The following is an 18,039-nucleotide window of genomic DNA, read 5'->3' as shown; positions in this document are numbered from 1 at the left end:
CAAAGTCTTTGCATTTCTTTACGACAAAGAAAAAACGCCGTCATAATATTGCGGACGGCGTTTTTAAATATTATTACGCTTGTTTATCGGTATTCGCCCGCGACTGCGCCAGCAAATTCCATGAGGTAATAAACAGCGCGGCAATCATCGGCCCCAGCACAAAACCGTTAATGCCAAAGAATTGTAGCCCGCCGAGTGTTGTGAGCAGGATCAGATAGTCCGGCATACGGGTATCTTTACCCACCAGCAGCGGGCGCAAAATATTGTCAGCCAGCCCCACCACAATCACGAAGTAGAGCGTCAGGACGGTCGCCGTGATCAACTCGCCGGTGGAGTAGAGAAAGATCACCGCCGGGATCCAGACAATCGCCGTCCCCACTGCCGGGATCAGCGACAAAAACGCCATTAACGTCGCCCACAGCAAGCTGCCGTTAAAACCGGCGAACCAGAAACCGATACCGCCCAGCGCCCCCTGCACAATGGCCACGACCAGCGTGCCTTTGACCGTGGCGCGCGCCACACCGGCGAATTTCAGGAACAGGCGGCGTTTGATGGTCGCCGACAGCGGCATCACGGCGTAAATTTTACGCACCAGTTCTGCGCCATCTTTCAGTAAAAAGAACAGCAAATAGACCATCAAACAGAAGCCGACGGTAATTCCCAGCGTGCCTTTGCCGATCAGTACTGCGCTGCCCGCCAGATAGCGTCCGACACTCAGCGCCACGCCGGAAAGTTTTTCACGAATCGAGGCGACCGAATCGAAATCATTTTCACGCAGCGAATTTTTTGCCCACTCCGGCAGATGCGCGATCCCGTTGCTTAACAACTGCGGCAAATCGGTACCGTTATTCTGCAACCGCTGGTACAGGCTATTGACCTCCACGGCGATCGAAGAGAGCACCATCATCAACGGAATAAAAACAATCACGCAGATCAGCAACACGGTGATAAGCGATGCCACGCCGTTGCGCCCGCCGAGCAGCGCCGATAAACGCATGCGCAGCGGGTAAAAAATCAGCGCCAGGATCACCGCCCAGATAATGGCGGAGTAGTAAGGTTGGATCAGGCTGAAAAACGCCAGACTGACCAGTAATAACAGAATGATAAAGAAGAAATTATTACTTTTAAGTGTTGTCATCCGGGACATCCAATGGGGAAACTGCCCACCAGTGTAGAGCGTTACCCATTGATTGTAAAAACAGAGACGCCTCAGGCGGCAGAGCCGTTTCGCCGTCAGGATGTCATCACGGCGGCGTCGTTATCAGCGCCCTGAACGGCGCATTCACCTGTTTGTTTTACCTGTGCCAGAAGATTTTCTATCTCAGAAAAAGCTAATGCTTTGGAAAAATACCAGCCCTGTGCGCAGGATTCCGGTAAATTGCCTTGCAAAAAGAGATGCTGAGCTTCATTTTCAACGCCTTCGAAAACAATAATGCGTGGCATATCTTTAAACATCGCGATAAGACCAGGCAGAATATGGCGGTTAATGGATTGCGTACCGATAGAATCGGTTATTGATTTATCAATTTTTATTTCATCAACATCCAGCATGGACAGCCATTTTAAATTTGAATAACCGGTGCCGAAATCATCCAGCGCAAATAATACGCCATGCTCTTTATATAACTGTATTGACTGCATAATATCTTCGATGCGGCCACTCTGCCTTTCGGTGATTTCCAGCATGATATGTTTCCCTGCCACGCCTTCATGTTGCAGGGTATCAACAAGCCGCTGATAGAATGTCTTTGAGCAGATATCTGAACAACTGACATTTATACTTAGGGTGATATCTTTTTCTCTCAGTGCCGCACCACACTCTTTGATAGCATGCTCAACCACATAAAGACTTATTTTATTAATTAAGCCATTCTCTTCTGCCAGCGGAATGAAAATATCCGGACCAATATTTCCCATCTGTTTATCATTCCAGCGCAACAGCACTTCCACCCCGATGATACTTTTATCTTTTACCCTGTAAAGCGGTTGATAAACAAAATGCAACTCTTTATTAATAATGGCATTTTCTAATCGGGTTAATAATGACTGGTTCTCATGCTGGTTTTTACTGATTAACGCGCCAATAATCAGCCCTACCAGCGAGGCCACACAAAAGAGGAAAACCAGAATATAACCATTATCGTTAAACACGAAAGAGTGTCTGACACCAGCCACGACGCAGATATCATGCCGCGCATCACATGACTTCTCAGCAATAAAAAAGAGATCATGCACTTTACCATGCTCTATATTTTCGAGTAGCGAAGTATTATTACCGACGCGGAAAAAATGTTGCTTGTGATTAAAGTCGCCGACAACCGCATTCAACCCCCACCGGGTAGATTCTTCGCGAAAGCGGGTAAACGCAAAGGGTGATACAGTGACAGAGAAATTATTATTATAAACAACATCAGCAGTTATATTGCTCTCAATCATCGCATCGAAGACCCAGGTATAACTGCCTCTGCTCACTTTATTCTTGAACACATTGAGTGATAACGGCGCAGGATATTTCCCCCACAGCGCAGAACAGATTATTCTGCCATCTTCAACATAGCCAATATCTTTTATCAGCGGATAGGGCCATAAGCGTTTTCTTAAGGCGTGCAGATAGGGATCGCTACAGGGTGTGTAGACAGAAAATTCTTCGCGTAATGCGTTAATTTCGCGGACCTGAAGAATAATATTATCGCTGCGGGCAAGTATCGATTCGGCATAATCTTCTACCTTTTCCTGGATAAAGGCATAGTAGGCGACTTGCGCAACAATATAAAAAAAAGTAAAAGATAAAAATAACGCTGCTATGTATATGGAAACGCTTTTTTTCAGCACCTTTATCATTTTGAATACCTTTATGCAGACCACCTCGCGCTGGCGGTCTGCCTGTCATCAATCCCTTTTGCAGAAAATTATTGGCAACATCCTGGTTACTTTATCGCTTCCGGCGCGGAAAAATCCTGCATGCGCCCCACTCTCCTTATCGGCGCTTTTGACATTTACTTTAAAGACATCTCGGCCAGGCGTGTCATGCCCCCTCCCGACTCCCCAACTAATGACCTTTTTCTTTATCGAGCAGCAGGCTGAACGCCGCCGGTAGCACGGTAAGCGTCACCAGCGTGGCGACAACCAGCCCGCCGATAATCGCATACGCCATCGGCCCCCAGAACACCTGATGTGAAATCGGGATCATACCCAGAATAGCGGCACATGCCGTTAGCATAATCGGTCGGGCGCGGTGTTCGGCGGCAGCCACAATCGCCGCGTTCGCGGCCATCCCCTGCGCCAGATTACTGTCCACTTCGCTTATCAAAATGACGGCGTTGCGAATAATCATTCCCGCCAGCGCAATCACGCCAAGCAAGGCGACAAACCCCATCGGTGTGCCGGTCGGTAGCATCGCCAGTACAATGCCCGGCAAACCGAAAGGTGCCATCAACAGCGCCAGCAACATGCGCGAAAAACGCTGCAACTGGAGCATTAACAACACCAGCATCACGATAAGCGTCACCGGCAGCACCGCGTAAACCGAGCCGTTCCCTTTTGCCGATTCCGCGACCGTGCCGCCTTCTTCGATCTGATATCCAGCAGGCAGTTGCGCACGCAGTTTGTCCACCGCCGGGCGCAGACCAGCCGACAGGTTTTCGGCACTCACGCCAGGCGCCAGATCGGTTTGAACCGTAATAAACGGCAGCCGCTGGCGACGCCAGATAACCGGATCGCCCACACCCCAGCCGACGGTTGCCACTTCGTTCAGCGGAATTTTCGTGCCGTTAGCGCCAGGCAACATCAGTGTCGATAACGTGCCGGGATCCAGCCGTTCACGATCGTTGCCGCGAAGTACCACATCCACCAGCCGATCGTTATCGCGCACCGTGGTCACCGTACGCCCGGACCAGACCGTATTCAGCATTTGCGCAATGCTTTGCGACGAAACGCCGGCCGCCCGTGCCGCCGTCTGGTTCACCTGCAACGTGATGGTTCTTTCCGGTTCACCGGCGGTCAAATTCACTTCGCGGGTAAGCGATGAAGTGCCAATTTCTGTCGCCAGCCGGCGCGCGATCTGTTGCACCTGCGCATAATCCGGCCCGCTCACCCGGTATTTCACCGGCCACCCCACCGGAGGCCCTAACTCCAGCGGCGAAACGCGCGTGGTAAAGCTGGAGAACTGGCTTTCCAGCACGCTGTCCAGTTGCTGGCGCAGGCGATCGCGCGCCGCCAGATCTTTTGCCACCACCACCAGTTGCGCCGTGTTTTCGTTATCCCGCAGGACATCCATCGGCAGATAAAAACGGATCGCGCCGGAGCCGACATAGGTCGTGTAGTGATCCACATTCTTGTTACCGTTGAGCACGTTTTCCAGCCGCCCGGCTTGCCTTTCCGTTTCCCGCTGCGCGGCACTGGCGGGCAGCGACAGGCTGACCAGCAATTCGGGGCGATCCGAGGCCGGGAAAAACTCCCCGTTCATTCTGGTGGCGCCCACGCATGCCAGCGCCAGCGCCGCCACCGCGATGCCAATGGTCAATAAACGGTGGCGCAGCGCGCGTGCCAGTAGTGTCTGGTAGGCACGCGCCAGCCGTCCGCTGCCTTTGCTGTGGCCTTTTATCCTGGCAGGAAGCAACCAGGCACCGGTCAACGGCGAGAAGAGGATCGCCACGACCCACGAGCAGAGCAGCGCTATCAGCACCACGGCAAATAACGAAAAGCAGTACTCCCCGGCGCTGGACGCGGCAAACCCGACGGGAATAAAACCGGCGATCATCACCAGCGTCCCGGTAAGCATAGGAAACGCGGTAGTTTTAAAGGCGTAAGTGGCGGCGCTTTTGCGCGATTCACCGGCTTCCAGCCTGGCTACCATGGTTTCGACAGTGATCATGGCGTCATCCACCAGCAGACCAAGTGCAATGATCAGCGCACCCAGTGAAATCCGTTGCAAACCAATTCCGGCCAGCATCATTCCAGCGAAGGTCATCGCCAGCACCAGCGGTATGGCGGCGGCAACCACCAGCCCTGCCCGCATCCCCAGCGAGACAAAGGAAACCGCCAGCACAATCAGCACCGCTTCGACAAGCACCCGCACAAAGCCGCTAACCGCATCGCTCACCACCGCCGACTGATCGGCGACTTTTGTCATCTCAATGCCATGGGGCAACTGACTTTTTATCTCCGCCATCCTGGCGTTGAGCGCCTGACCGAAACGCAGCATATTGCCAGTGGAGGCCATTGAAATGGCCAGCCCTATCGCGGGCTGACCGTTGACACGAAACACCGGCGCTGGCGGTTCGGCAAGCTGGCGGCTCACGGTGGCGATATCGGTCAGGGGAATATAGCGATCGTTAATATGCAGGGTAACCGCCCGCAGGCTCTCTTCGGTGGTCAGCGCGCCGCTAACCCGCAGCGCAACATTATCCTGCCCGGTACGAATAATACCGGCGGGCTCGACGGCATTTTGTGCGTTGAGCGCATCGCTCACCTGCTGGATATCCAGCCCCATTCCGGCCAGTTGCCGGGGAGAAAGCGCAATGACTATCTGCTCCTGCTGTTCACCAAGCAGGGTGATTCTGCCGATATCCTGCACTGACATCAGGTTGCGGCGAATATCTTCCACCCGATCGCGCAGTTCACGCGCCGTATAGCCATCCGCCGTGAAGCCATAAATCGTGCCGAATGTATCATCAAATTCATCATTCACCGCCGGTTCCTGCACGCCCTGCGGCAGCGAAGGCGCAATGTCCTGCATCTTTTTACGCACCTGATACCAGATGTCCGGCACTCGCTGTGGCGGAGTGTCATCGCGCAGATTGACATAGATAACGGCGCGGCCTGCCCGGCTTTCACTTTCGATGTAATCCAGCCAGGGGATCTCCTGTAATTTTTTTTCCAGTACATCGGTGACCAGCCGCGTGGTGTCGGCAACCGTCGCACCAGGCCACTGTGCGGAGACCACCGCTGTTTTGATGGTAAACGCCGGATCTTCATTGCGCGGCAGTTTTTCATAACAGAAGATGCCGGTGGCGATCACCAGCAGCATAAAAAAGCTCACCAGTTGCTGGTGTTCAAGCGCCCAGGCGGAAAGATTAAAGCGTGGTTTGGTTTTAACGGGACTCATGGCTGCTGCTCTCCTGGGATCACTTTTTCACCGGCGCGCAGTTTGCTTACGCCTGCGGTGATAACCCGATCCCCCGCACTGATGCCACTTGCAATCACCGCAGACGAGGCGGTGTAGCCCACAAGCGTGACCGTACGAAGCTGCGCCTGCGACTGTTTGTCGATAACAAAGACCGCCGGCTGGTCGCCGACGCGGCTCAACGCCGAGGCGGGCACCACAAAACCAGGCGATGTTGACACCGGAATATAGATAGTGGCGCTGGCGCCCAGCGCCATCGCCGCAGGTGGGGACTGAAGCGTTAGCCTGACCTGCCATGTGCGCGTTTGCGGATCGGCCTGTGGGCTGATATCACGCAGTATGCCGGTGGTTTTCTGCGTGGGATCGGCCAGCAGCGCGACCGGAAACAGGGGCGTTTTTGCTGCCTGTGCGGGCAGTAATTGCGGATCGGCGAGAGCAAAAACCACATCGCGCGCGTCGCTGGTCGCCAGTGTGAAGATACTTTCCCCGGCGCTGACCACTTGTCCCACCGAGGCGCTAACGCGGGTGATAACGCCATCGGCAGGCGCGGTCAGTTGTGTCCAGGCCAGGTTATCCCGGGCATTGCGCAGCGCGGCAGCACTGCTTTTAAGGCGGGATGCGGCAGACAGCCAGTCGGCGCGGGCGCTATCGAGCTGCGTGCGGGCAATCGCGCCGGAGGGCATCAGTTTCTGCATCCGGTTCAGGTTCAGCACGGCCAGTTGTTCGGCGGCGCGGGCGCTTTCCATATCAGCAGTGGCGCTGGCCAGTTGGTTCTTGCCGGTCTCACTCTCCAGCGTGGCGAGCACCTGCCCGGCATGTACGCGCGCGCCGATATCCACCAGCCGGCTGACCATGCGGCCATCCAGCCGAAAAGCCAGCACCGTCTCATCATGGGCGCGGATCTCGCCGGTTCGTACCGTCCCGGGATGCGCGGCAGCCGCCGCGACAACCAGATAACGCACAGGCCTTGGCGGCGCGGCGTGGTCTGTTTTTTTCTCTCCGCACCCCGTCAACAGCGCAATGAGCGCCGTCAGCACCAGGAACGGGAGCAGAGAAAGTAATGATAATGAGCGCGCCGCATTTAAAAGATGGTGCAGGCCCGGACGAAAATAATCGGTGAATTGTTCTGACATAACGCCACTCCGGATCGGTAATGGCGTCATTTAACGTGGCGTGCGTCGAGAATCACTCCACGTTTCGTCAAGAATTCATCAAGAGTGCACTTTTTTTTCGCCGTGACCGTTCACAGGGAGCGTGATGCTGATCCGCAACCCGCCTTTTTCGGGAAGCGCCGCGCTGATACTGCCGCCGTGGGCCACACATATCGCCCGCGCGATAGAAAGCCCCAGCCCGCTGCCGCCGGAGTGCCTGGCGCGGGAGGTTTCCGCGCGGGTAAAGCGATCAAACATGATCGGCAGAAAATCACTCTCCACCCCCGGCCCGTCATCCTCAAAATCGATCCGCCACGCGTTACCCTGTTTACTGAGTTGGATCGCAAGCTGGCCGCCCCGGCGACCATAGCGCAGCGCATTTTCCATCAGCACGATAAAGACCTGCCCCAGCCGGAACGCATCGCCGGTAAACAGCGAAGAGGAACGGGAGGTCAGCGACATAGCAATGCCTGCGGCATCAGCCTGTGGTTTCAGCCAGGCGAGCTGCTCAGCTAACAGATCTTCAAGCGACAGCGGCTGAAGATGAAGCGTCAGTTGACCGGCATCGGCCAGCGAGAGCAGATGCAGCTCATCCGTGAGGCGGCTCAGGTGCTGCAGTTGTTTCATCACCATACCCAGTTGTTGCTGGCTGGGCTCGAAGACGCCATCAAGCATCCCTTGCAGGCGACCAATGGCGGCCGTTAGCGGTGAGCGCAGTTCGTGGGCCATCGCAACGTGCGACGCGCGCAACTCCCGGTCGTAGCGCGCCAGCTGGCGGGTCATGTCGTTAAAATCGCTGACAAAACGCACCACTTCGGCGGGCGCATCCTTTACCAGATCCGCCTGGCGACCAAATTCGCCCTGGGTGACTTCATCGGCCGCTTCACGCAGGTGGCTGAACTGTAAAGAGAGTGGCCGGGCGTAACGTAGTCCCATAATCACAATAAAGGGGATCATCACCAGCACCAGTACGCCAACCATGATCCAGTCGGCCGAGGCAATGGACGGCTTCGAATAGCTTATCCCCCACCATGTATCGACAATCTCATGGAAACGCACCGGGTTCGCCTGCGGGTTCTCCAGCAGGGCGAGGAACTCAGCCTTCACCGCAGACGGCATATCATGCAAAACCCAGTAGTTTTGCACGGCATAACGCAGCCACATACACAGGGCAATGACGATAACCGTACCGACAGCCAGCGCGATGATGCGGGCGCAAATCCAGCGCCACAGCGATTGATGAGCCGGATTTTTCATGGCTGGCGGAACCTGTATCCAATACCGCGCACATTCGCTAAAACGCCGGTAACGCCCGCGTTTTCCAGCTTTTTGCGCAAGTTGTAGACATGCGTATCGACCACGCGCTCCAGCGCTTCGCTCTCCGGCAAACAGTGTTCCAGCAAGTGCTGGCGGGAAAAAGGCAATGTCGGGTGGCGCATCAGCGTTATCAGAATCGAAAACTCCGTTGGCGTCAGTTCCAGGCTGCGCACACTGTTCTCAGCCTGCGTTACCGTTGCGGTGATGGCGACGGCATCCACCTCCAGCGTTTGCCAGCGAAACACCTCGTCTTGCACGGCCGTGCGTTTACTGCGCCGCAGCACCGCCTGCACGCGCGCCACCACTTCGCCTGGGTGATACGGTTTCACCACATAATCATCGGCCCCGTATCGCAATGCCCCTATGCGCTCAGAGGTATCGCCCATAGCAGTGACCATGATCACCGGGACATCGCTAATGCGTCGCAGCGCCGCCAGCACCTCGGTGCCATTCATGCCCGGCAACATGATATCCAGTAAGATCAGATCGGGCTTCCAGCGCTGCGCCATTTCCAGCCCTGTCAGCCCATCGCCGGCCAGCGAAACCTCATAGTTTTCACGTCGCAGATAGGCTTCCAGTACGCCGGCCGCGTCCGCATCATCTTCAATCACAAGCACTCTACGGGATATCATTTGCTTACCTTGACCATTTCTTAATAATTCCCTGACCGTTTATTGATATGACCTGTCTATATTCCCCGTCAGGACATGGCGAACCTTCGCCGCAGCATACTATCCCACCCAGCGAGACGTGATGATGATAATGAGAAAAACCGTGTTGTATAGCGCCGGTCCACTGCTGGCCCTGTTTGCCGCCACGGCCAGGGCCGACGATACTTCTGCCGTGCAAAACGGAGTGACGGTGGGCATTGGCGGGGAGTATGCGCCGCGCTACAGCGGTTCAGACAAGCAACGTGTGCAGGTGGTTCCGCTGATTCAGGCTCGCGATAACGCGCTCTTTTTTGATTCGCAAAAAGGGCTTGGTTATGACCTGCAAACCGACAATGGTTTTTATCTGGAACATACGCTGGGTTATGCGTCAGGCCGCGCCGATCGTGATTCTGGCTGGCGGGATGGTGCAGAAAACTTAAAAGGCATGGGCAAGATTGATGCCACGATAAATACCGCGCTGGCGGTTGGCTGGCAAGCCACGGACTGGCTGGTGCTGGAAAGCAAAGCCACCCTGCCACTTACCGATAGCCAGGGCGTGCAGTATCAGGCGTCCCTCACCTTGCTGCCGGTGCAGACCACCCGCGATACGCTGGCTTTCCAGTCTGCCGCGCTGTTTGGTGATAGCCGATATATGAATACGTTTTACGGTGTCAGCCACAAGCAGAGTTTGCGTTCCGGCTATGCGCGCTACCGCGCAGAACAGGGATTTTACGGGATCGATAATAGCCTGACGTGGAGCCATCAATTTGATGCCCACTGGGGAACATTGCTGAGCGCCAATTACACCTGGCTGAACGATCACGCGGCAGGCAGCCCTATTGTTCTGCGCCGTAATGAAGGCTCAGCGGTGATTGCCATTACGTATACTTTTTAAAAGGTGCGGGAAAAGATGGACAAAAACGATTATCAGTTTCTGGCAAAAATATGGTTTGCCTGCGGTGTCGTTTACCTGGCGGCTTATCTGACCTATATCAGCAGCTAACCGTTAAAATGCGGTTGCAGTAGCCCTGGTGAATGCCGCGCTGGACACAGAACGCCGTGCGGCATACAAAAAGCGGCGCTATCTTTCGGGTTTGATGTATTTCTTATGCAATAATTCTGAAGTACTTACTCAGGTGATTATTTGTTTGCTGGCAATAAACATTGCCCTGTAAATCGGTGTGTTACGTTTTATTACCGCCATACATCTTATTTACGCTGTTCCTGCCTTCTGTGATATTTCTTTAATTTACGTTAACTATATCAATTTCATTCAAAAAAATTGCTGCGTCAAAATTATACAATATATCAACGATCGATCACATCATAATTGATAGATACAAACTATTGCTTTTCATTTTTAATAAGATTTTAACGATCAATCCCTAATCAATACTTTTTCATGGCCGATAAAACGTAGATGCCGACCGCTATAGCGGCCAGGCATGCAGATAAAATTCACTAAGGAAAGACCATGGAAAATACAACAACGATCAGTAAACCAACGGGTATCAGTATCCGAAATAAGATAATGCTCTCCTTCGGCGTCTTATTATTGTTATTACTTTTTATTGCCGGGAATGCGATTTACCGGCTTGATGAGGCGAAGAATAAAATATCCATGATTGTCACCGAAGATTATCCTACCACCGCATTGGGTAATAATTTAATTCGTGATGTTAATGGTTCAACAACATTATTTCTTAATGCGATCATTGAAAAAGATGCCACCAAAAAAGCGCAGTTGATTACAGACCTTGCCGCCAGGTCTGAAAAAATAAGCGAACTTTATAAGCAACTGAATCAACAAGCCGATGATGCGGCTTCTCAGGCGCTGTTAGAGAAAATCACCGCCGCGCGCAGCCTCTATATTCAGTCGCGTAGCAAAGTGATGGGTAATATACAAACCGACCCTGATGCCGCCATCACCGAATATTCAACCCATACGCGTAATTACGAAAGCCAGTATGTAGAGAAGATCAATAGCTTTATCAGCCTGCAACGGGATGAAATGCAAACGTCATATACTGATTTTTTGCATGATTACAACGTGAGCCGCATGGTGTTGATCTTCATTACCCTCATCTGTTTTATATTCGGCATTATCATGGCAATCATTATTTCACGTGCCATTGTTGGTCCTATCAAGCATGCCGTTGATGCGGCGATCAGGATCGCGAAAGGCGATCTGGGCACTGAGATAAAAGTCACTTCTAAAGACGAAACGGGGCTGCTGACAGGCGCAATCGGCCACATGCAGGAGGAGCTGAAAAAAATTGTTCTGGAGATCCGCAGCGGCGCGGAAAATATCGCCACTGGCGCATCACAGATCATGGCCGGCACGCGCGATTTATCTGCCCGAACGGAAGAACAAGCGAGTTCCATTGAGCAAACTGCCGCTTCCATGGAGCAAATCTCCTCAACGGTTAAGAATACGGGCGATAACACGGCAAATGCGTCGCAGCTTTCTGCCAGAGCAAGTGATGCGGCGAAAGATAACGGTAAATTGATGAGCTCGCTGACTCAGGAAATTCACAACATCAGCAGCTCGGCGGACAAAATGTCTGACATCATTAACCTGATTGATTCTATTGCGTTCCAGACCAATATCCTCGCGCTTAACGCCGCGGTTGAAGCGGCACGCGCAGGTGAACACGGCAAAGGGTTTGCCGTGGTGGCGCAGGAAGTTCGCAATCTGGCGCAGAAAACGGCGAACTCGTCGAAAGATATTCGTGCGCTGATTGAAAACTCGACGCAGCAGAGCGTGCGCGGCCTGGAAATGGTGCGCCAGGTGAACGGTAAAATGGACGAAATGGTCGAGAACGTGGATAACGTCTCCAGCATTCTGAAAGAGATCGAACAAGCGAGCCTCGAACAGAGTGATGGTGTACAGCAAATCAATATTGCGATTGGTCAGATTGATACCACGACCCAGCAAAATGCGGCGCTGGTCGAAGAGTCGGTTGCCGCGTCTGAAATGCTCAACGAGCAAGCCAGAGTGATGAAAGATTTGGTGAGTGTGTTCAGGGTCCCGGCGAGTGTCTGATCCTGCGCGAATGCGATTCGCAGGGAACACTGTCGTGATAAATACGTCGCCGTAAAGCGGCGACATACGCAACAATATCGTCGGCTGGGTTCTTGCCAGCCGACGTAAACGTCAGCAACGCTGTCGCCAATCATTCCCACCGCGGATGAGACGTCGCCGTACTTTCCATCTGCGCGCCAGAGGATAATGTCAAAGGTTTCCGGAAAGGCTCTCTTTTATCCCTCTTTTTTTACTCGCCGATAAATCCTCTCCACGTGCTTTTTACGTCGAATGTTTACGGTAATGGCTAACGCGCACCGCGACATTTAATACAGGTTGAAACTCATGGCCAGCGTGTACGGCAAAGGTTTGTGCCATCTTGCTACCGGGCAGTTCGATCAAAAGAACGGAGAATATACTGTAAAAACAGGCAATAAAATGTTCGTAGACGCCCTTCTTTTTACAGGTTCAACGCGCGAACCCCTGAAACCGCTACGGCTTCCAGTGACACTCCAGGCCACAAACCGTCCGGATAAAGTCGCACAGGGCTTGCGCGCCTTCGGCAATGGTTGGAAAGCCAGTCGAATGGTAGATACCTTGTCCATCAGCGCCGAACAGATGCCGATATTCCGGCTTAACATCCACGGAAGTGAACCGCATCAACGTCTCGCGGTTGCAACGAATGCGATAGCCATTTTTATAACGCTGTAGCATATGCACGCCGGTCGTCGTGTTACCGGTGCTTCTTGCAATATTTAACATATAAGCATCTCCTCAATGCGCGAAAAATAATAACGTCCACTTTACTCATTTATAAATTTTCTATTTTCCTGCTTTTTTGCAGCAAGTAATCCGGTGTTGTGCGCCTGGTTATTAAGCCAGTGGTTTTAAAATGATATTGATAGCGGCCATCAATATAGAACGGCAACTCAATAATAGCCTTGTGGCTACTGCGTACATCCAGATAAGCAAACAGCTGGTAAATGGCCAGATCAGGGCAGAAAGAACGATTGTCATCACTGCATATCTTTCCGTTATAGCGACTGATTCCGTCGTCGTCATATTTCGCCGCGATTTCACCGCCTTCTACAGGGAGTGTTAATTGACCGTCTGAAACGTAATACATAATTTTCGGGTCGCTAATCACGCCTTCTTTTTCCTTCTGCATAACCAGAATCGTCGCCTTTGCTTCTTTATAGGGAGGCGAAAGTTTTGCGACATCCTCAGACTCCAGCGTATACAGATACGTTTTTTCACCTCGCATTTCGTCGTTATCTTCTGCTACTTTCCATTTACCAGGCATCGCTGTCTCAAGGTAGGCATTTGCGACAGCATAATAGGCATCCACTCTGCTATTCGTTTCTTTTATTTCCACGTCAGGTTGCATAGCATTTTCAAAAGCAGCCAACAATGGCGCGGTTTTTAATTTGACGAGAGGCTCCGAGGTGCCGGTATCCAGTTTCTTAAGTTCAGGGAGATATTTCGCCCGATATGTTTCACGATACATTGATACGCACTTAGCGTCTTTGGCTACCGCCATTTCATAGTTTTCTAATGCAGCCTTCGTCAGGATCATAAGCTGCTGACCATCGCGAATTTCAACACTATCCACATCCATGGTTGCAGGGCATTTACTTGCAGTGGTTTTAGGTGCTGCACTTGCGCTAAAGCTGGCGCTGGCCGCAAGCAGCATGGCTGATGCGTAGGTTATTTTTTTGATCATGATTCATTCCTGTATGTATTTATTATCTGTTTGCGTTGCGCCTGTATCTCGCCTCAAACATCCACATATGAATGTTTGAGGCGTTCATTACGCGCAAGATCCGATTCCTTCGGCCCCGCTCGCAAACCAACACGCCCTGGCTCGCGGCAAGAGAGCGCTTCAATGCGTTTGCATCAGGCAGCAATGAGATTTTCCCTAAGGGGAACAGTCTATTTTTACCCGCATTCAGGCACCAGTTTTTAGTGATACTTTTTCGCTAAATTCTTTGCTACTTCAAACGTTTCCTGAATATGGCGCGCTGCGCCTCTTGATCAGTGACTGAATTTAGCAATACTGTATATAAATACAGTTAACCGGATTCATCATCATGCAGTTCATCCCATCGACCGAGAGTGATTACATCGTTCCCCTTCCGCTCTTTACTGAGCGCGTTCCCTGTGGGTTCCCAAGTCCGGCGCAGGATTATGTCGAAGAGCGGCTTGATTTAAACAAACTGGTCGTTAAACACCCCAGCGCGACTTACTTTGTCAGGGTCAGCGGGGATTCGATGATCGGTGCAGGGATTGGCGATGGTGATTTGCTGGTGGTTGATCGCTCATTGACCGCCGGGCACGGTGACATTGTTGTTGCGGCGGTTGCGGGTGAGTTCACGGTGAAGGAGTTGCGGACCCGCCCTGTTCTCCAGCTCATCCCGCATAATGTTCATTATGCGCCGATTGTTTTCCAGGCTGAGGAAGAGTTGCAGATCTTCGGCGTCGTAACATTTACCTTGAAGTCAAACAGACATGTTCGCGCTTGTTGATGTGAATAACTTCTACGCCTCCTGTGAGACGCTGTTTCGCCCGGATCTTCAGGGGAAACCCGTGGTTGTCGTGTCCAACAACGATGGGTGCATTATTTCGCGATCGCGTGAAGCAAAGACGCTGGGCATCGACATGGCGGCGCCTTATTTCAAAATTAAAGATGAACTTCATCGTCAGAACGTTACTGTATTTAGCTCAAATTATGCGCTGTATGCCGACCTCAGCAATCGGGTTATGTCGACGCTGTCTGAAATCACCCCCGCCGTTGAGCTTTATTCGATTGATGAAGCTTTTATCGATCTGTCTGGCGTATCAAACTGTATTTCACTTGAGGCATTCGGCCATCAGATCCGTAATGAGATCCTGAAAAATACTGGGCTGACAACGGGCGTTGGCATTGCTCCCACGAAAACCCTCGCCAAGGTGGCCAACTACGCCGCCAAAAGATGGGCCAGCGCTGGTGGCGTTGTGGATATTTCCTCCCGGGAGCGGCAACGTAAGTTACTGTTTCACGTGCCGATACAGGAGGTCTGGGGCGTGGGACGTCGCATCAGTAAAAAGCTGGCGTTAATGGGCATTGAAAATGCGCTGCAACTTGCCGACAGTTCAACCTGGGTTATCCGTAAACACTTTAATGTTGTGCTGGAACGTACCGTGCGGGAACTGCGCGGCGAATCATGCCTGGCATTTGATGAGTTTCCCCCAACTAAGCAGCAGATTATTTGTAGCCGCTCTTTTGGCAAGCGAATCACGCAGTATGCCGATATGCATCAGGCCATATGCGCCTATGCTGAGCGCGCGGCAGAGAAGTTACGCGCTGAACATCAATTCTGCCGCTTCATCAGCGTTTTTATTCGTACCAGCCCACATGCGGATAATCATATTTACTACGGAAACCAGGCATCCGTGACGTTGATGACGCCGACCAATGATACGCGTGACATTATCCGTGCCGCGACAGGCTCGCTGGATCAGATATGGCGGGAGGGGCATCGCTATATGAAGGCTGGCGTAATGCTTTCTGATTTTTTCAGCAGCGGCGTGGCCCAACTCAATTTATTTGATGAAAACCGCCCGCACGCGAACAGCGCGGTGCTGATGGAAACCATTGATCGTTTAAATACGTCGGGGAAAGGAAGCGTCTGGTTTGCAGGGCAAGGAACAGAAAAAAGCTGGGCGATGAAACGCGAAATGCTTTCCCCCGCCTATACAACCCGCTATTCCGACCTGCCTGTCGTGAAATAAAGACTGAACAGAAGCATAACCGACAGCGGTTTTCATTAACAAATGCGCCGACAGACTGGCGCATTTGTCATATCAGGCGTGCTTATGCGTGGCTGTACTCTTTTACCAGTTGGCGCAGATCCAGTTCAGAGGAGTAATCCACATCCGGCATTGAAAAACCATTCAGCGCGTAAAACTCGGCGAGATACCCGGCGAAGTCGCCAACGGTTTTAAAGTTCTCGGTGGTGACCCGTTTTCTTAGCCGCTCCACGGCTTGCTGGACATCCGGGCGCAGCTCGAAATCATCAAGGCGGATCCGCCGCTCGTCATCCGTTACGACGTTGCCCATTGGCGGGTAAAGGTGGTTCAGCATCAGCCTGTGCATCTGCTCAATACAGGTTTCATGCAACCGCTTCTGCTTCATTACCTTGTACAGCAACGTAATATATAGCGGAAACATGGGGATAAACGCGCTGGCTTTAGTCACCAGCGCTTTGCAGATCACCGCGTAGGCATGGCCATTAATGCGCTGTAGCTGCGCGTCAAGATCATCGGCGGTGGCGTGCAAATGGGCTTTTGCAGCGCCTAATGCGCCCTCTTTATAGAGCGGCCACGTTGATTTCGGGCCGGTATAAGAGTACGCCACCGTTTTGAACCCTTCAGCCAGCACACCGGCCGCCGATAACATATCAACCCAGCGTTGCCAGTCTTCCCCGCCCATCACTTTTACCATATCGGCAAGTTGTTGTTCGGTCACCGGTTCCAGCGTCTGGTTCACCATCTGGCGGGTTTCCAGGTCAAACCCTGGGCCGGAAAAGGCTTGCCCGCGCACGCCAAGCGTCGAGGTGTAGCGCGTACCATCCGGGCAAACACGCACGCCAGAGGCAACCGAATAGACAAGCAGGTCGATGCTGCCGCCAAACTCCTGCTTGATGTACTCAATCACGTCGTTGCGGGTCGTATCGGAAAAAGCATCTGCGATAAAATTTTTCGCGATAAGCCCTTTCTCATGCGCCCGACGACGAAAAAAAATATTGTTATACCATCCGGCGCTACCGATACCTTTTGCGCCCGGGCTTTTTTCAAAGGAAACGCCAATCGTATCGGCACCGCCACCAAAGGCCACCGCGATGCGTGAGGCCAGCCCATATCCGGACGAGGCACCAATCACCAGCACCTTTCGCGGACCATAAATTTCCCCATGTGATTCAACATATTTTATTTGTTTATCAATGCCCTGGCGTAAACCTTCCGGGTGGCAGTTTTTAGCGACATTACCTTGAATAATGAGCTCCATCAGTTCACCTCCTCCACCAGCGCTTTTTCTCGTGGGGGTAAAACGACGGCTTCACCGACAATAACCTGATCGCCATGCTGATTGGTGCATGTGGTTTTGAGTCGTACCCGGTTTTTTTCGCAATTAATCGCGATAACTTCCGCCGTCGCTGTAATCGTATCGCCAATAAATGTTGGCTTAATAAACTTGAGATCTTGTCCAAGATAAATAGAGCCATTACCTGGTAATTTATTAGCAATTACCGCTGATATTAGCCCACTCACCAAAATACCATGCACCACGCGTTGTCCAAATATACTTTCCCGCCCGGCACTCTCATCCAGATGAACAGGATTGGTGTCGCCAGAGGCCAATGCAAACTCTACGACATCATTATCCGTCAATGTTTTTTTAAACTCTGCACACTGACCAACATGCAAATTGTGGATTGTATTAACCATAAAGCACACATCCTTTCTGATATATTGTGGAGGAGTTAACGGAAATATTTAGAGAAACAACTAATAGTGTAAATATATGCCTGCTTCATCCAATCCCGTCAAGACCTGGTGAATCCTCATAAAAAAGAGAGTGGCGTTATTTTTCTTTTTCAGGTGTATCACGTTGCTGAGTTATTCCTTAAATTACCTCTTGCGCCTGGCCCAGGCATCAAGCCTGACGTCCAGCGCCAACGCTGTATCGCCTGGAAAAACCATCATTATCAGCCAGATAAAACCAGCATCGAT

Annotated in this window: 14 protein-coding genes; 5 read left to right on the top strand and 9 right to left on the bottom strand. The window is 52.2% G+C overall.

Going from position 1 to position 18,039, the window contains the following annotated elements:
* Window positions 1-73: 73 nt before the first annotated feature.
* The 6 genes from IP581_RS10520 to IP581_RS10495 form a co-directional block, all read right to left on the bottom strand.
* Window positions 74-1,138 carry an AI-2E family transporter gene (locus tag IP581_RS10520; protein WP_086869271.1) on the bottom strand — a complete coding sequence of 355 codons (1,065 nt, stop codon included), beginning with the start codon at window positions 1,136-1,138 and terminating at the stop codon, window positions 74-76.
* Between the two features lie 95 nt (window positions 1,139-1,233).
* A complete protein-coding gene (locus IP581_RS10515) occupies window positions 1,234-2,841 on the bottom strand; it encodes an EAL domain-containing protein (protein ID WP_193822495.1) in 1,608 nt (535 codons plus the stop codon).
* A gap of 208 nt (window positions 2,842-3,049) precedes the next feature.
* Window positions 3,050-6,106, bottom strand: a complete 3,057-nt coding sequence (locus IP581_RS10510; protein WP_193822494.1) for an efflux RND transporter permease subunit — start codon at window positions 6,104-6,106, stop codon at window positions 3,050-3,052.
* The gene (locus tag IP581_RS10505; RefSeq protein WP_193822493.1) at window positions 6,103-7,257 is read right to left on the bottom strand and encodes an efflux RND transporter periplasmic adaptor subunit; all 1,155 of its coding nucleotides are present in this window, start codon (window positions 7,255-7,257) and stop codon (window positions 6,103-6,105) included. Before IP581_RS10505 ends, IP581_RS10510 begins: the two co-directional genes overlap by 4 nt.
* Window positions 7,258-7,335: 78 nt before the next feature.
* Entirely contained in the window at window positions 7,336-8,532 is a 1,197-nt protein-coding gene (locus IP581_RS10500) for a sensor histidine kinase (RefSeq protein ID WP_193822492.1), read from the bottom strand.
* Window positions 8,529-9,224 carry a response regulator gene (locus IP581_RS10495; RefSeq protein WP_086869283.1) on the bottom strand — a complete coding sequence of 232 codons (696 nt, stop codon included), beginning with the start codon at window positions 9,222-9,224 and terminating at the stop codon, window positions 8,529-8,531. The genes IP581_RS10500 and IP581_RS10495 overlap by 4 nt, the downstream gene beginning before the upstream one ends.
* Window positions 9,225-9,348: 124 nt before the next feature.
* Here IP581_RS10495 and IP581_RS10490 point away from each other — a divergent pair, with 124 nt between their 5' ends.
* From IP581_RS10490 to IP581_RS10480, 3 genes are all read left to right on the top strand, one after another.
* A complete protein-coding gene (locus IP581_RS10490; RefSeq protein WP_193822676.1) occupies window positions 9,349-10,137 on the top strand; it encodes a MipA/OmpV family protein in 789 nt (262 codons plus the stop codon).
* 579 nt (window positions 10,138-10,716) lie between these two features.
* Complete coding sequence (locus IP581_RS10485; RefSeq protein WP_193822491.1) at window positions 10,717-12,288, top strand: methyl-accepting chemotaxis protein; 1,572 nt, start codon at window positions 10,717-10,719, stop codon at window positions 12,286-12,288.
* A gap of 324 nt (window positions 12,289-12,612) precedes the next feature.
* Window positions 12,613-12,978, top strand: coding sequence for a hypothetical protein (locus IP581_RS10480; protein ID WP_193822490.1), 366 nt, complete (start codon window positions 12,613-12,615; stop codon window positions 12,976-12,978).
* A 100-nt stretch (window positions 12,979-13,078) separates the two neighbouring features.
* Here the strand turns inward: IP581_RS10480 and IP581_RS10475 are convergent, their stop codons facing one another.
* The gene (locus IP581_RS10475; RefSeq protein WP_193822489.1) at window positions 13,079-13,990 is read right to left on the bottom strand and encodes a hypothetical protein; all 912 of its coding nucleotides are present in this window, start codon (window positions 13,988-13,990) and stop codon (window positions 13,079-13,081) included.
* 367 nt (window positions 13,991-14,357) lie between these two features.
* On the opposite strand from IP581_RS10475, the gene umuD reads away from it, so the two are divergent.
* Together umuD and umuC are read left to right on the top strand one after the other, a co-directional pair.
* On the top strand, window positions 14,358-14,792 hold the full coding sequence (gene umuD, locus IP581_RS10470) for a translesion error-prone DNA polymerase V autoproteolytic subunit (RefSeq protein WP_086869293.1): 435 nt from the start codon (window positions 14,358-14,360) through the stop codon (window positions 14,790-14,792).
* Window positions 14,776-16,038, top strand: a complete 1,263-nt coding sequence (gene umuC, locus IP581_RS10465; protein WP_193822488.1) for a translesion error-prone DNA polymerase V subunit UmuC — start codon at window positions 14,776-14,778, stop codon at window positions 16,036-16,038. The genes umuD and umuC overlap by 17 nt, the downstream gene beginning before the upstream one ends.
* An 82-nt stretch (window positions 16,039-16,120) precedes the next feature.
* Here umuC and fabV read toward each other — a convergent pair whose 3' ends face one another.
* Entirely contained in the window at window positions 16,121-17,314 is a 1,194-nt protein-coding gene (gene fabV, locus IP581_RS10460) for an enoyl-ACP reductase FabV (protein ID WP_193822487.1), read from the bottom strand.
* Entirely contained in the window at window positions 17,314-17,754 is a 441-nt protein-coding gene (locus tag IP581_RS10455) for a MaoC family dehydratase (protein WP_193822486.1), read from the bottom strand. Before IP581_RS10455 ends, fabV begins: the two co-directional genes overlap by 1 nt.
* Window positions 17,755-18,039 lie beyond the last annotated feature (285 nt).

Source organism: Kosakonia pseudosacchari, from assembly GCF_015167415.1.
Classification (GTDB): Bacteria; Pseudomonadota; Gammaproteobacteria; order Enterobacterales; family Enterobacteriaceae; genus Kosakonia; species Kosakonia pseudosacchari.
This window is presented reverse-complemented; position numbering and strand designations above follow the sequence as displayed.